Source organism: Raineyella fluvialis (assembly GCF_009646095.1).
Taxonomy (GTDB): Bacteria; Actinomycetota; Actinomycetes; order Propionibacteriales; family Propionibacteriaceae; genus Raineyella; species Raineyella fluvialis.
On record NZ_CP045725.1, the window covers coordinates 779,550 to 793,629 of the forward strand.

A 14,080-nucleotide genomic window follows, 5' to 3' on the forward strand; every position below is an offset into this window, starting at 1 on the left:
CGCCCTACCCAGGGCATTGGGGTCGAGGGCTCGCACCCTCGACCCCCTTCGCGTTCCTGTGGAAACAGGCCGACGCAACGACAACGGATTGGACGCGTCCGCAGCCGGGTGCCTATGGTCGAACGACTCGTGCCGGCCCCCACCGCAAGGAGCGCCCGTTGTCCTTCCTCAGTTCGCTGCTGCGACCGCCGGACGTCGTACGTGACCTCGGCCTCCTGGTCACCCGGCTGGCCCTGGCGGCGATCTTCATCGCCCACGGTCTGCAGAAGCTCCTGACCTGGACCCTTCCCGGCACCGCCCACGTCCTGCACGAGCAGGGCGTGCCGCTCACCAGCGTTGCCGCGCCGGTGAGCACGGTGGTCGAACTGGTCGCGGGCGTGGCGCTCCTGCTCGGGCTCTTCACCACGGTCGCCGGCGCGCTGCTGGTGGCCGACATGCTGGCCCTGCTCGTCCTCGTCCACCTGCCGTACGGGCTGTTCGCCAGCAACGGCGGCTACGAGACGGTCCTCGGGCTGGCCGCCGGCGCGCTGGCCGTCGCGGTGGGCGCCGGACGCTGGAGCCTCGACGCCCTCATCCTGCGCCGGCTCAGGCGGCGACCTTCGTGACCTGCTTGTTGACCATCGGCACCAGGGCGGCGACGCCGGCGACGATCAGGACGCCGAGGATGATGTGCACGACGACCGCGCGCATCTCGGCCAGGCCGATCTGAACGATCATCAACACCGGCAGCGACACGGCGTGGAAGAAGATGCCCTTCGAGCCGACCAGCTTCGCCGCCTGCCAGGCGAAGACGGCGGTGACCGCGCTCGCGAGCAGGCTGAGATAGCCGACACCGCCATGGATCTCACTGATCGCGTGGCCGCCGATACGGGTCGCCAGGGTCACGCCCAGTGCCAACTGGACGAGGACGAGGACGGCGGTCACGCTCGCGCTGATGCGGAGGCGGTGCAGGGACGTGGGGACGGTGTTCTCAGCCATGGCTCGACCCTAGTCAGCCATCTCCCCGCGGCAACTCGACGGGGTGTTCCGTGCCGCAGGATGGCGTCAGCGTGTCGGCATCTTGTGTCAGTAGTAGTACGGGAAGGCAGACCAGTCCGGATCCCGCTTCTGCAGGAACGAGTCCCGGCCCTCCACCGCTTCGTCGGTCATGTACGCCAACCGGGTCGTCTCGCCGGCGAAGATCTGCTGGCCGACCATCCCGTCGTCGATCGCATTGAAGGCGAACTTCAGCATCCGCTGAGCCGTCGGCGACTTGGCACAGATCTTCCTTGCCCAGTCCAGGGCCTCGACCTCGAGCTGGTCATGGTCGACGACCTTGTTGACGGTGCCCATCTCGTACGCGCGTTGGGCGTCGTACGTGTCGCCGAGGAAGAAGATCTCCCGAGCCACCTTCTGCCCGACCTGGCGGGCGAGGTAGGCCGACCCGAAGCCACCGTCGAAGGAGCCGACGTCGGCATCGGTCTGCTTGAACCGCGCGTGCTCCCGGCTGGCCAGCGTCAGGTCGCAGACGACGTGCAGGGAGTGGCCTCCCCCGGCGGCCCAGCCGTTGACCAGCGCGATGACGACCTTGGGCATGAAGCGGATCAGTCGCTGGACCTCAAGGATGTGCAGGCGGCCGAGTTTTGCCGGATCGACGGTTTCGGCGGTCTCCCCCTCGGCGTACTGGTAGCCGGCCTTGCCGCGGATCCGCTGGTCACCACCGGAGCAGAAGGCCCAGCCGCCGTCCTTGGGTGAGGGGCCGTTGCCGGTGAGCAGGACACAGCCGATGTCGGAGCTCATCCGGGCATGGTCAAGGGCCCGGTAGAGCTCATCCACGGTCTGGGGCCGGAAGGCGTTGCGCACCTCCGGCCGGTCGAAGGCGATCCGCACCGCGGGCACGTCCTTGGCCCGGTGATAGGTGATGTCGGTGAAGTCATCGAAGCCGGCCACCGGCTCCCACAGTGCGGGATCCCACGATTGCGTCATGGGCCCAACCTAGCCCCTCACAGCGCGGCGAAAGCCTCCGCGATCGGCACCTCACCGTCGGCGAACGGGATGAACCTACCGAAGGTGGCCGGCTCGTCGAGCGCCTCCCGGATGGCGAGTGCGACGTTCGCCCGCGACGTCGGTCGCCCGGAGCCGACCCCGGTCTCGATCCGTCCGGTGGGCTCGTCGAGGGTGAGAGTGCCGGGCCCGAGGATCGTCCAGTCCAGGTCGCTGTCGCGCAGCGCGTCGTCCGCAGCCAGCTTGGCATCGGCGTACGGGAAGAACGAGCTGTCGGCGGGGATCCCGAGGTCCGGCACCGATCCCGCCCAGGAGACCATCAGGTAGCGCCGTACGCCGGCCTGCTCGGCGGCCCGGATCGATCGGATGGCCGCATCGCGGTCCACCGCGTACGTCCGGGTCGGGTCTCCGCCACCGGCACCGGCGGACCAGACGACGGCGTCCACGCCCGCCATCCGCTGAGCCATCGCCTCGGTGTCCAGGAGCTCGGCGTCAGCGAGGACGGGCTCCGCGCCGGTGGCGCGGACCTCGGCGACATGCTCTTCGTTCCGCACCCATGAGAGCACCCGGTGCCCATGCGCGGTGAGCAACGGAGCGAGCCGCAGCGCCACCTTGCCGTGCCCACCGATGATCAGGATCGTTGCCATGCACTCACGCTACCCGGATGGCACGCCCTTTCCCCGCCCCCGGAGCAGGGAATATGATTGAGCGGTCAACTGTTATGGAGTCACCGCCCGTCCCGGGCGGGATCCATCCGAGGAGTAGCCATGCCTGCCGTGACCGCCGAGACCCTGTCGCTGCCACGCATCACCCCCGCACGTCCGGACGAGACGGAACGTCACGCCCTGGCCGTGACGACCGCGCCCAGCTCGTTCGAGGGCGAGGGATTCCCCGTCCGCCGGGCGTTCGCCGGCGTCCCCCACGAGCTGCTCGACCCCTTCGTCCACATGGACCAGATGGGCGAGGTCGAGTACGCGCCGGGCGAGGCCCGGGGCACCGACTGGCACCCGCACCGCGGCTTCGAGACCGTCACCTACATCCTCGACGGGCGCTTCCAGCACCAGGACTCCCACGGCGGTGGCGGGATGATCACCGACGGCGCCACCCAGTGGATGACCGCGGGCCAGGGCGTGCTGCACATCGAGACCCCGCCCGCCGAACTGGTCGACTCCGGCGGCCTGTTCCACGGCATCCAGCTGTGGGTCAACCTGCCCGCCAAGGACAAGATGATCGCGCCGCGCTACCAGAACCTCGAGGGTGGCCAGGTCGGCCTGCTCGCCTCCTCCGACGCCGGCTCCCTCGTCCGGCTGATCGCCGGTGACCTCGACGGCCATGTCGGCCCCGGCTCGACGCACACGCCGATCACGATGGCTCACGCGACGATCAATCCGGGTGAGCGTCTGTCGCTGCCGTGGCGCAAGGACTTCAACAGCCTCGTCTACGTCCTCGCCGGGCGAGGCACCGTCGGCGGCGACGCCAGGCCGGTCCACGTCGGCCAGCTGGCCGTGATGGGCGAGGGGGATCGGCTGACCATCGCTGCGGACGCCGTCCAGTCCGGTAAGGAGCCGACCCTGGAGGTACTGCTGCTCGGCGGCCAGCCGATCGGTGACCCGGTGGTGCAGTACGGCCCGTTCGTGATGAACACCCGCGCCGAGATCATGCAGGCCTTCGAGGACTTCCAGCACGGCCGCCTCGGCCAGGTGCCGGTGGACGGCCTGCGGCCCTACCACGGCAAGGGCCAGTACTGACCGGTACTGACCACCCACCAGGACCCGCCGGGGACGTATCCACTCTGCCCCTCCCCGGCGACCGACGACCCCCGGCGGCCCACCAGGCCGCCGGGGGTCGTTGTCTCTCCTCTGGTCAGACGAGGTTCTTCTGCTTCAGCCAATCCTTGGCCACCTGGGCCGGGGAGGCCTTGTCCGAGCCCTGGTTGCGGCCGTTCATCGCCAGCAGGTCATCGGTGGTGAGGGCCGCCGACACCTTGTTCAGGGTGTCGGAGACGGTCGCCGAGTTCGCCTTGGCGCTGATCAGCGGGACGACGTTCTGCGGCATGATCATGTTCTTCGGGTCGGCCAAGGTGACGAACCCGTTGTCCTTGATCGCCGGGGTGGTCGAGTAGATGTCGGCCAGGTCCACCTGACCGTCCTTGAGCGCCTTCACGGTCAGCGGGCCACCGCCGTCGGAGATCGCGGTGAAGCTGATCCGGTCGGACGCCACCCCGTAGGTCGCGGTGAGCCCCTTCGGCCCGTACGGACGCTCGGCCATCTCCGGGTTGCCACCGACCTTGAGCTTGCCGGAGTAGGCCGCCAGGTCGGCCAGCGAGGTGATGTTGTTCTTCTGCGAGAAGTCCTTGGTGACGTTGTAGGAGTCCTTGTCCTCGGCGGGTGCCGGGGTGAGGACGGAGAAGCCGGAGGGGGTAGCGGTGGACAGCGCCTTGTTGACCTCGTCGGGGGTCTTCGCGGTCGTCTTGGCGTCGAAGTACTGCAGCAGGTTGCCGGTGTACTCGGGCACCAGGTCGATCGAGCCGTCCTTCAGGGCGCCGATGTAGATGTCACGGGCACCGATCTGCATGTGCCGCTCGACCTTGACCCCCTTGGCCTCGAGCGCCTGGGCGTAGACCTCGGCAACGATCTCGGATTCGGGGAAGTTCGCCGAGCCGACCCGGACGGTGCCGGCGGCGGCGGAGGACGAGGGAGAACCACTGGAGGTCGGGTTGGAGGTGGCGCAGCCGGCCAGGGCGAGCGTGAGCGCGGCGACCAACGCCAGGGCGCGTACGGGGCGGTTCATGGGTTTCCTTCCTGTTGTCGTGCGGGGTGGGGAGGTGCTGCTCCGGATCAACCGGAGCCGATCGCGGCGCGGACGCCGGCGGTGGTCAGCAGTCGTTGCAGGAGGGTGAGCACTGCGTCGATCACCAGGGCGAGCAGGGTGACGAGCAGGGCACCCGCCAGCATCCTGGGGTAGTCCCGCACCGGCAGGCCGTCCAGGATCAACCGACCCAGCCCGCCGAGGCCGAGGTAGGCGGCGATCGTCGCCGTGGCGATCACCTGCAGGGTGGCCGACCGGATGCCTCCGAGGATCATCGGCGCGGCTAGGGGCATCTCCACCCCGGTGACGATCTGTCGTTCACTCATCCCGACGGCGCGGGCCCCGTCGATCACGTCGTGGTCGATCGCCTCGACCCCCGCGTACGCCCCGGCCAGCATCGGCGGCGCGGCGAGCACGGCCAGCACGATCGTGGACGGCAGCAGGACCTGGTTGATGCCGACGCCCATCGCCACGGTGAGGAAGGTCAGCAGCCCCAGGGAGGGCAGTGCCCGCAGCGCACCCGACAGCCCGATCGCCACCGTCCGGCCGCGACCGGTGTGACCGATCCACAACCCCAGCGGCAGCGCGATCACGGCGGCGACCACCAGAGCCAGCACCGAGTAGAGCAGGTGCTGGATGAGCCGGTCGGCGATACCGCCGGGACCGCCCCAGTGAGCCGGGTCAACCATCCAGGCGAAGGCGGCGAGGACGAAGCTCATGCGGCCCCCGTCCGGGTGTCGGTGGCTCTGACCCACGGCAGCAGGATCCGACCACCGAGCACCAGGAGCGCATCGAAGGCCAGCGCCAGCACGACCGTGCCGAGGATGCCGACGGCGATCTCGGTGACGAAGCTGCGGGTGTACCCGTCGGTGAAGAAGTAGCCCAGTGAGCGCACGCCGATCAGGGCGCCGACGGAGACCAGGGACAGGGTGGAGGCGCTGACCACCCGCAGCCCGGCGAGCAGTGGTGGTCCCGCGAGCGGCAGGTCGACCCGCCAGAAGCGCTGGGCGGGGCTGTGGCCGACCGCGACGGCATTCTCCCGGACGGTCCCGTCGACCGCGTCGAAGGCCTCCGTCGCCGTCCGCACCATCAACGCCAGGCCGTACAGGGTCAGCGCCACCACCACGTTGAGCGGGTCGAGGATCCGCGTGCCGATCAGCACCGGCAGGATGACGAACAGCGGCAGCGACGGCAGCGCGTACAGGAAGCCGCTGCCGGTGAGCAGCACCTGGCGCACCGTCCCGTGCCGATGCGCCCACCAGCCCAACGGGATGGCCAGCACGAGGGACAACACGATCGGCGGCGCGGCGATCACGAGGTGGTTCAGCGTCAGCGACCAGATCTGGCCGGCGTTCTCGAGTGCCCACCGCACGATCAGCCCGCCCAGTCCTCGGCGTAGCCGGTGAGGCGCCCGTCGGCATCGACAACCGCCAGCACCCCGTCGCGGTCCTCGGTGTGGAGCCGGCGCCGGGCCCCGCCGATGAACTCGGCGACGAAGTCGTCGGCCGGATGCGCCATGATCTGCTCGGCCGTGCCGGACTGCGCGATCTCGGCGCCGGTGCGGAGCACGAGGATCTCATCGCCGAGCAGGAAGGCCTCGTCGACGTCGTGGGTGACGAAGACGATGGTCTTGCCGAGCTCCGACTGGATCCGCAACAACTCGTGCTGCAGGTCGCGGCGCACGACGGGGTCGACGGCGCCGAAGGGCTCGTCCATCAGCAGGATGTTGGGGTCGGAGGCCAGCGCGCGGGCCACACCGACCCGCTGGCGCTGCCCACCCGAGAGCTGCGAGGGATAACGACGGGCCAGCGACCCGGCGTCGAGTCCGACGAGTTCGAGGAGTTCATGGGCACGCCGGTGCGCCGTCCTGCGATCGGCGCCCTCGAGCAGCGGAACCGTCGCCACGTTGTCGGCCACGGTCCGATGCGGCAGCAGTCCGGCGCTCTGCATGACGTACCCGATCCTGCGGCGCAGCGCGACCGGGTCGAGGTCGGTCGCCTTGACGTCGTCGATCCAGACGGCCCCGCTGGTGGGATCGACCATCCGATTGACCATCCGCAGCAGTGTCGTCTTGCCGCACCCCGACGACCCGAGGAGCACCCCGACCTGGTGTGAGGGCACCTCGAGCGAGAAGTCCGCCACAGCGACCGTGCCGTCGGGAAAACGCTTGTGGACGTGGTCGAACCGGATCATGGTCCTCCTGTCATGGAGTGGCGCCTAGTCAAGCACAGCCCGCCGACATCAGCCCCGCTGTCGGGGGAAGAGGTCCTTCACGGCGGTCGCCGGCCGTCCCAGCACAGTGGCCACGTCGTTCGTAGCGGGCCCCATTTCTCCCTTCGCAATCGCTTCGTACGTCGACACCCAGGCCTCGATCTGCCAGTCGGGCGCCCCGTAGTGCGACCGGGACGCGTACGCCTCCTCGCGGCTCTCCTCCTCATACCGGATCGGCCGGCCCTGGGCTTCGGAGAGGACCCGGGCGATGTCGGCCAGGCCGAGCTCCTCCGGCCCGGTGAGATCGTACGTACGCCCGGCGTGAACCGAGGGGCGCAGCAGGATCGCTGCGGCCACGTCGGCGATGTCGTCCTGGGCGACCGCGGCGACCCGGCCGCTGCCGGCCGGACCCCGGATCACGCCCCCGTCGGCGTCGTCCTCGACCATGCCCGGCAGGAAATCGGCGTAGAGACAGTCACGCAGGAAGGTCCAGGCCGGCCCTGCGGCCTTCAGCGCCTGCTCGGTGTGCCAATGCGTACGGGCCAGCCGGAAGGTCGCCTCGGGAGCGGCACCGAAGAACGAGGTGTAGACGATGTGACCCACCCCTGCGGCACGCGCGGCGCGGACGAAGGCGAGATGGTGCTGCAGCCGGTCCTCGGACTCCGAGGCGGAGATCATCAACACGGTGTCGATGCCCCGCAGTGCGTGGCGGACCGCCTCGGCGTCGGAGTAGGACGCGGTGACCGCGGTTGCGCCCGGCAGGACCGGTGCGCGGCGGACGTCACGGACGAGGAGACGCTGCCTGACTCCGGCATCTGCGAGACGGCGGGCGATCCTGCCGCCGAGCTGCCCCGTGGCTCCGGTCACAGCGATCATGGGGCCACGGTAGGCGCACGAGGGTCATCACACCACCCTTCGAAAGGCATATCCCTCGATTGTGCGGACTGGCACGATGGAGCCCATGACGAAACTCGCCTGGCAACGCCATGGCACAACTGCCGCCGAGGGGTCGATCGACGCTCTCCCGCTGGTACTCCTGCACGCCTTCCCCTTCGACTCCTCGATGTGGCACGACGTGGTGGCGGAACTCGACGACCTGCCGGTCCTCACCGTCGACGCGCCCGGTTTCGGCGCCTCCCCGCTCCTGCCCGGGGAACCGTCACTGGACGCGTACGCCGAGGCGGTCGTCTCCGACCTCGCCGAGCTCGGCGTGGACCGCGCCGTCATCGCCGGATTGTCGATGGGCGGCTATGCGGCGTTGGCGATCGCCGCCGCGCGCCCCGCGGTGATCGCCGGACTGGGCCTGTTGGACACCAAGGCCGAGGCGGACAGCGAGCAGGCGATGGCGAACCGGTTGGCGATGGCGAGCCAGGCCGAAGGTGAGGAGGGCAGCGCCGTCGTGCTGGGACTCGTCCAGGCGGGGCTGAGCCCGGTCACGCTCGCCCACCGGCCCCAGGTCGTCGAAGCGGTCCGCCAGGCGCTGGAGAACGCTCCCCGGGAGGGGATCGCCTGGGCCCAGCGGGCGATGGCCGCCCGCCCGGATCGGCTCCGCACGCTGGAGATGATCAGCGCCCCGGCCCTGGTGCTCCGCGGCCAACACGATGGCATGACCGGGGCCGTCGAAGCGCGCCACCTGGCCGGCCACCTCGCCCATGTCGATCTGGTGGAGGTCCCCGAAGCCGGTCACTTCGCCCATGTCGAGGCCCCGGCCGCCGTCGCGGGGGCCCTGCACGCCCTCTACCTGCGCTCGATCAGGGCGCGCTGACCCCCAGCAGGGTGCCGATGCCGTAGGTGATCGCCATCCCCAGGCCACCACCCACGAGCAGCCGCACGACCGCCGGACCCTTGCGAGCACCGCCGAGCCGGGCGCTGAGGACCCCCGTGAGGGCCAGCGCCAGCAGCACGACGCCGAAGGTCACCGGGATCCGCTCCATGGGCAGCGGGGTCACCAACATCGCCAGGATGGGCAGGACCGCACCGGCGGTGAACGCGATGGCGGAGGCCATCGCCGCCTGCCAGGGGTTCGTCAACTGGTCCTCGTCGATGCCCAGTTCGATGTGCAGGTGGCTGCCCAGGGCGTCGTGGGCGGTCAGTTCGTGGGCCACCCGGGTCGCGGTCTCCTTCGACAGGCCCTGGTGGCGGTACAGCCCGACAAGTTCGGCGAACTCCTGGTCGGGGTAGTTCTCGAGCTCGTACGTCTCCTTCTCGATCAGCGCTTTCTCCGTGTCGCGCTGGGTGGACACGGACACGTACTCACCCAGGGCCATCGACACCGCGCCGGAAATCAGTCCCGCGACGCCGGCGACGAGGATCGCACTCGTCGCGCCCGGGTTCACCGCGGCCACACCGATGATCAGGCCGGCGATCGAGACGATGCCGTCGTTCGCGCCGAGCACCCCCGCCCGGAGCCAGTTCAGCTTGCCGGCTACCTCGGACGTATGCGGCTCCGGAGCACCGCTGGGGTGCGCGGCGGTGGCCGACTGGACGACCGCGTCCGATTCCTCGACGGCCCGCGCCTCGGCCTCGGGGCCGATCCGGGCGGCCTCGTCGGCGCGGGTGGCTTCGTCCACGCCGGAGTCCCCCTCGTCCCGAGGCGGGGGCTGGGGAGTGCTGTCGATCATGAGGCGCCTTTCGCTGCGGCTGGTGGGCCGGTCAGGGCAACTGCCGGACGGCGTCCTCGACAGCCCGGTGGAAGCTCGGATAGGCGTAGATCATCTCGCGCAACCGGCTCACCGGGGTGCGTTCGTGCACCGCCAGGGTGAGCATCGACAGTACCTCGCCGCCGGACGGCCCCGCGGCGGTGGCGCCGACGAGGATCCCACGATCGGTGTCGGCGACCAGCTTGATCAGCCCCTGGTTGCCGACCTTGTGGATCCAGCCGCGGGTGGAATCGGGGATCCTCGACAGCGCAGTGGCCACCGGCAGCCCTTGGTCCCGGGCCTGCTTCTCGGTGAGCCCGACCGACCCCACCTCGGGGTCGGTGAACGTCACCCGCGGGACGGCGTGGTACTCCGCCGACGCGGCACCGTCACCGGAACCGAGGATGTGGCGGGCCACGATGCCGGCCTGGTACATGGACATGTGGGTGAAGGCGCCGTGCCCGGTGATGTCGCCGATGGCGTAGACCCCATCGACCACCCTCAGGTGGGCGTCGGTCTCCACCGAGCGCGCGTTGGTGTCGACGCCGATCGCCGCGAGGCCGAGACCGGCGAGGTCCACCCGTCGTCCGGTGGCGACCAGCAGGTGCCGAGCGATGAACTCGGCGCCACCGGCCGTCACGGTGAACGAGTGTCCGTCGTGTCGCACCGACTCGGCAGCGGTGCCGGTGTGCACGCCGATGCCCTCGCCGACCAGGACGTCCTCGACCAGCCGGCTGGATTCGGGCTCCTCGGGCGGGAGCAGGCGCTCGGCGGACTCCACGACGTCGACCCGGGTGCCGAAGCGGGCGAAGGCCTGCGCCAGCTCGAGTCCGATCGCCCCGCCACCGAGGACGATCAGCGACTCGGGTGCCGTCTCGACCGCGACGGCCTCCCGGTTGGTCCAGTACGGTGTGCCGGCCAGTCCGGGGATCGGCGGAATGGACGGCTCAGTGCCGGTGTTGAGGACGATCGCCCGAGCGGCGACGTACTCCCGGTCCCCGACGACGACCGTCGACGGACCGGTGAGCCGCCCCGTGCCGCGGACGAAGGTCCCGCCGGCCTTCTCGAAGCGTTCCACCGCCACCCGGTCGTCCCAGTCGTCGGTGGCCTCGGCGCGGATCCGGGCGGCGACAGGACCGAAGTCCGCCCGGACCGAGGACGTGCCGGCCAGGTCGGGGATCCGGCGGCCCTCGGCGAGGACATCAGCGGCCCTCACCATCATCTTGGTCGGGATACACCCGTAGTAGGGACACTCCCCACCCACGAGCCGCCTCTCGATGCCGACCACGGAGAGCCCGGCGCCGGCCAGTTGCGACGCGACGGACTCCCCTCCGGGTCCCATCCCGATGACGATGACGTCAGCATGCTCGGACATCGGCCGGTTCCTTTCCCGACTGGCTTCGGCGACAAGCTCAGACGTACTGCTCGTACGCCGCCAGGTCCAGCACCCCGTTGCCGGACAGGCCGATCACGACGACCTCACCGTCTTCAGCGGAGGTGCGCAGGTAATCCATCGCGCCGGCGACGGCGTGGCAGGACTCCGGCGCCGGGATGATGCCCTCGGCCCGGGCGAACTCGATGCCCGCCGTGAACGCCGTGTCCTGGTCGACGGCGATCGCCGAGATGTGGCCGAGGTTGACCGCGTGGGAGACCATCGGCGACATGCCGTGGTAGCGCAGACCGCCCGCATGGATGGCCGGTGGGACGAAGTCACGCCCCAGCGTGTACATCTTCAGCAGCGGTGTCATGCCGGCCACGTCACCGAAGTCGTAGCGGTACTCCCCCTGGGTGAGGCTGGGGCACGCCGCCGGCTCGCAGGCGACGACCTGGGTGGTGGACCCCTCGCGGAGGTTGCGCCCGATGAAGGGGAAGGAGAGCCCGGCGAGGTTGGAGCCGCCACCGGCGCAGCCGAAGACGATGTCGGCCTGGCGCTCGTTCGCCTCCTCCAACTGAACCAGCGCCTCCTGGCCGATCACCGTCTGGTGCAGCATCACGTGGTTGAGCACCGAGCCGAGGGCGTAGTGGGCGTTCGGGTCCTCGACGGCCGACTCCACCGCCTCGGAGATCGCCATGCCGAGCGAGCCGGTCGTCTCCGGGTACTTCTCCAGCAGCTCCCGGCCGGCCTTGGTCAGGTCCGAGGGCGAGGAGTGGCAGGTCCCGCCGTACGTCTCCATCTGCATCCGGCGGTACGGCTTGCTGTCGTACGACGCCCGTACCTGCCAGACCTCGCACTCCAGCCCGAGCAGGGCGCAGGCCATCGACAGCGAGGCGCCCCACTGCCCGGCTCCGGTCTCGGTGGTGAGGCGGGTGATGCCCTCGGCGGCGTTGAAGTAGGCCTGGGCGACCGCGGAGTTGGGCTTGTGGGAGCCGGCCGGCGAGACGCCTTCGTACTTGTAGTAGACGTGGGCCTTGGTGCCGAGGGCGCGCTCCAGGCGATGGGCTCGCACCAGGGGCGAGGGACGCCAGCCGGCGTAGATCTCCCGGATCGTCTGCGGGATCTCGATCCAGCGCTCGGTGGAGACCTCCTGGGCGATCAGGCTCATCGGGAACAGCGGGGCGAGGTCGTCCGGCGTGAGCGGCTCGCGCGTGCCCGGGTGGAGGTGCGGCGGCACCGGCTCGGGGAGGTCAGCCGCCAGGTTGTACCAGTGGGTCGGGACGGTCGACGGTACGGCGAAGCCCAGCGGCTCCAGTTGGCGCGGGGTGACGAGCTCGCTCACGAGGAATCCTTCCGTGGATCGGTAGCCTGACTCTAGCCAGCAGCCCAGACATCGGCGAGTGCACCCCTCGACTTCAGGCCGGATCGACGAGCGGCGGGAAGTTGCGGCGTGCCGCTGCGGCGATCCGACGCACCTGACGCACGTCGTAGGCTGCCCCGACGATGCCGCCGAAGGCCGGGATCACTCGCCCGAAGTGCACCAGTCCACCCTCCACGAACCGCCGCAGCAGTCGGAAGCCCACCGCCTTGTTGACCAGCATCAGGGCCCCGGGGGCATCCGGCCGGTCAATTGGTCGGTGAGCCGCCCGGAGATACCGCCCAGACCCAGACCCGCCTGTCGGAGGATGGCGTGGGAGTCGTCGCCGGCCACGCTGAGCAGCACGGCTGTGCGCACCCGCTCATCGGTCAGGTCGTAGCCGCGCAGCCGCGCGATCGCCCCCACCATTCGGATCGCCTGCAGGTGGAACTCCACGACGTTCACCGGCAGCGCGACGAGCAGCGTGAGGAATCCCCCCAGACCGGTCAGGAAGCCGCCGACCGCCACCCCGTTGGCGTGTCGGCGCACCACGGTGGCGATCGCCGCCTCGGGGTGGCGGGCACGGCCTCCGGCGCGGGCGGCCATCCGCCCCGCGGACGTGAAGGCCAGGGTGCCGTCCAGCGCGATGTCGCGCAGTCCCTCCACGGCGTGAGCGATGTTCCAGCTGCGCATGGGTCTCTCCTCACTTCGAACGTTGAGACCCTTCCATCGTGACACGCGCCACAGCCGGACCCCAGCTCACCGAGCACTTCACGGGACGAGGGCCAACTTCCCACCCGCATGGCCCGAGGCGAGACGCGCGATCGCCTCCTCGGCCTCGGCCAGTGGATAGGTCGCGGCCACGTGAACCACGACGGTGCCGGCCGCCGCGAGGTCGACGAGTTCCTGGCGGATGCGCCGTCGATAGGCAGCACTCTGGGGCAGGAAACCCCTCAGCGCCCGAAAGCCGTCCTGCTCCGCCCGCGCGAAGGCCTTGACGGTGACGAGCCGATCCGGGTCGCCCAAGAGCTCGAGGGAGACGTCGACCGCCTCGTCGGTGCCCACGCAGTCGACAGCTGCCGCGATGCCCTCGGGCGCCATCGCCCGGACCCGATCCGCCAGTCCTGGCCCGTACGTCACCGGCTCACCACCGCTGGAACTGACGAGGTGCGCGTGCTGGGCCGACGTCGTGCCGAGGACATGGACCCCACCGGCGACCGCCAACTGGACCAGCATGGTGCCGACCGCACCCGAGGCTCCGTGCACCAGGAGCGTGCCCCCGGGACCGACGGTCACGGCGTGGAGCGCCTCGTACGCCGTCGTCCCGGCCAGCAGGAGATTCGCCGCAGCCGGGAAGGAGAGATCGCCCGGCTTGGCCAGGACGTCGTCGCCGGGCACGGTGATCGCCTCACTCCACGCACCGCGGGCAGGGTGCACCAGCACCGCATCACCGACGGCGACCGGACCGGAAGCGATGCGGGTATCGGGCCCCACGGCGGTCACCACGCCCGCCGCCTCGGCCCCCACCGGCAACGGGAGCCTGGCGGGGTCGGCGCGGAGGGTGAGCAGGTCGGCGGGGTTCATGCCCGCCGCCCTGATCTCGACGGTCAGTTCGCCGGGTCCGGGAACTGGCACCTCGACCTCGACGAACTCGAAGGCCGGCGCCCCGTCCCGGAGCGCAACGACCCAGTGCTTCACCACACCCCC

17 protein-coding genes are annotated in these 14,080 nt (G+C 70.4%); 3 read left to right on the plus strand and 14 right to left on the minus strand.

Annotated elements, in window-relative coordinates; all coding sequences use genetic code 11:
- Positions 1-158: 158 nt before the first annotated feature.
- On the plus strand, positions 159-605 hold the full coding sequence (locus tag Rai3103_RS03545; protein WP_228489135.1) for a DoxX family protein: 447 nt from the start codon (positions 159-161) through the stop codon (positions 603-605).
- Here Rai3103_RS03545 and Rai3103_RS03550 read toward each other — a convergent pair.
- The 3 genes from Rai3103_RS03550 to Rai3103_RS03560 all read right to left on the minus strand — a co-directional run bounded on the left by Rai3103_RS03550 (position 586) and on the right by Rai3103_RS03560 (position 2,630).
- Positions 586-978, minus strand: coding sequence for a hypothetical protein (locus Rai3103_RS03550; protein WP_153571420.1), 393 nt, complete (start codon positions 976-978; stop codon positions 586-588). The two genes, Rai3103_RS03545 and Rai3103_RS03550, sit on opposite strands and share 20 nt — an antisense overlap.
- An 87-nt stretch (positions 979-1,065) precedes the next feature.
- Positions 1,066-1,965 (minus strand): 1,4-dihydroxy-2-naphthoyl-CoA synthase, encoded by a 900-nt coding sequence (locus Rai3103_RS03555; protein WP_153571421.1) that lies wholly within the window; start codon positions 1,963-1,965, stop codon positions 1,066-1,068.
- A 17-nt stretch (positions 1,966-1,982) separates the two neighbouring features.
- Entirely contained in the window at positions 1,983-2,630 is a 648-nt protein-coding gene (locus tag Rai3103_RS03560; RefSeq protein WP_153571422.1) for an SDR family oxidoreductase, read from the minus strand.
- A gap of 120 nt (positions 2,631-2,750) precedes the next feature.
- Between Rai3103_RS03560 and Rai3103_RS03565 the strand changes: the two genes are divergently transcribed.
- A complete protein-coding gene (locus Rai3103_RS03565) occupies positions 2,751-3,731 on the plus strand; it encodes a pirin family protein (protein ID WP_153571423.1) in 981 nt (326 codons plus the stop codon).
- A gap of 115 nt (positions 3,732-3,846) precedes the next feature.
- On the opposite strand, the gene Rai3103_RS03570 is transcribed toward Rai3103_RS03565, so the two are convergent.
- From Rai3103_RS03570 to Rai3103_RS03590, 5 genes are read right to left on the minus strand one after another with little or no spacing between them, the layout of a single operon-like run.
- Positions 3,847-4,773: an ABC transporter substrate-binding protein gene (locus tag Rai3103_RS03570; RefSeq protein WP_153571424.1), complete on the minus strand. Its 927-nt coding sequence runs from the start codon at positions 4,771-4,773 to the stop codon at positions 3,847-3,849.
- A gap of 47 nt (positions 4,774-4,820) precedes the next feature.
- A complete protein-coding gene (locus Rai3103_RS03575; RefSeq protein ID WP_153571425.1) occupies positions 4,821-5,510 on the minus strand; it encodes an ABC transporter permease in 690 nt (229 codons plus the stop codon).
- Positions 5,507-6,169: an ABC transporter permease gene (locus tag Rai3103_RS03580; protein ID WP_153571426.1), complete on the minus strand. Its 663-nt coding sequence runs from the start codon at positions 6,167-6,169 to the stop codon at positions 5,507-5,509. The genes Rai3103_RS03575 and Rai3103_RS03580 overlap by 4 nt, the downstream gene beginning before the upstream one ends.
- Entirely contained in the window at positions 6,166-6,984 is an 819-nt protein-coding gene (locus tag Rai3103_RS03585; protein WP_153571427.1) for an ABC transporter ATP-binding protein, read from the minus strand. The genes Rai3103_RS03580 and Rai3103_RS03585 overlap by 4 nt, the downstream gene beginning before the upstream one ends.
- Before the next feature lie 48 nt (positions 6,985-7,032).
- On the minus strand, positions 7,033-7,878 hold the full coding sequence (locus tag Rai3103_RS03590; protein ID WP_153571428.1) for an SDR family oxidoreductase: 846 nt from the start codon (positions 7,876-7,878) through the stop codon (positions 7,033-7,035).
- Positions 7,879-7,963: 85 nt separating this feature from the next.
- Between Rai3103_RS03590 and Rai3103_RS03595 the strand changes: the two genes are divergently transcribed.
- Positions 7,964-8,767, plus strand: a complete 804-nt coding sequence (locus Rai3103_RS03595; RefSeq protein ID WP_194793251.1) for an alpha/beta fold hydrolase — start codon at positions 7,964-7,966, stop codon at positions 8,765-8,767.
- On the opposite strand, the gene Rai3103_RS03600 is transcribed toward Rai3103_RS03595, so the two are convergent.
- From Rai3103_RS03600 to Rai3103_RS03625, 6 genes are all read right to left on the minus strand, one after another.
- On the minus strand, positions 8,754-9,623 hold the full coding sequence (locus Rai3103_RS03600; protein WP_153571430.1) for a VIT1/CCC1 transporter family protein: 870 nt from the start codon (positions 9,621-9,623) through the stop codon (positions 8,754-8,756). The genes Rai3103_RS03595 and Rai3103_RS03600 overlap by 14 nt on opposite strands.
- A 31-nt stretch (positions 9,624-9,654) precedes the next feature.
- Positions 9,655-11,016, minus strand: a complete 1,362-nt coding sequence (locus Rai3103_RS03605) for a dihydrolipoyl dehydrogenase family protein (protein WP_153571431.1) — start codon at positions 11,014-11,016, stop codon at positions 9,655-9,657.
- Positions 11,017-11,053: 37 nt separating this feature from the next.
- Positions 11,054-12,358 carry a TrpB-like pyridoxal phosphate-dependent enzyme gene (locus Rai3103_RS03610; RefSeq protein WP_153571432.1) on the minus strand — a complete coding sequence of 435 codons (1,305 nt, stop codon included), beginning with the start codon at positions 12,356-12,358 and terminating at the stop codon, positions 11,054-11,056.
- A gap of 73 nt (positions 12,359-12,431) precedes the next feature.
- Positions 12,432-12,617 carry a hypothetical protein gene (locus Rai3103_RS03615; RefSeq protein WP_153571433.1) on the minus strand — a complete coding sequence of 62 codons (186 nt, stop codon included), beginning with the start codon at positions 12,615-12,617 and terminating at the stop codon, positions 12,432-12,434.
- Positions 12,617-13,066, minus strand: a complete 450-nt coding sequence (locus Rai3103_RS03620) for a hypothetical protein (protein ID WP_153571434.1) — start codon at positions 13,064-13,066, stop codon at positions 12,617-12,619. Before Rai3103_RS03620 ends, Rai3103_RS03615 begins: the two co-directional genes overlap by 1 nt.
- 78 nt (positions 13,067-13,144) lie before the next feature.
- Complete coding sequence (locus Rai3103_RS03625; RefSeq protein WP_228489136.1) at positions 13,145-14,074, minus strand: NADP-dependent oxidoreductase; 930 nt, start codon at positions 14,072-14,074, stop codon at positions 13,145-13,147.
- Positions 14,075-14,080: the final 6 nt, after the last annotated feature.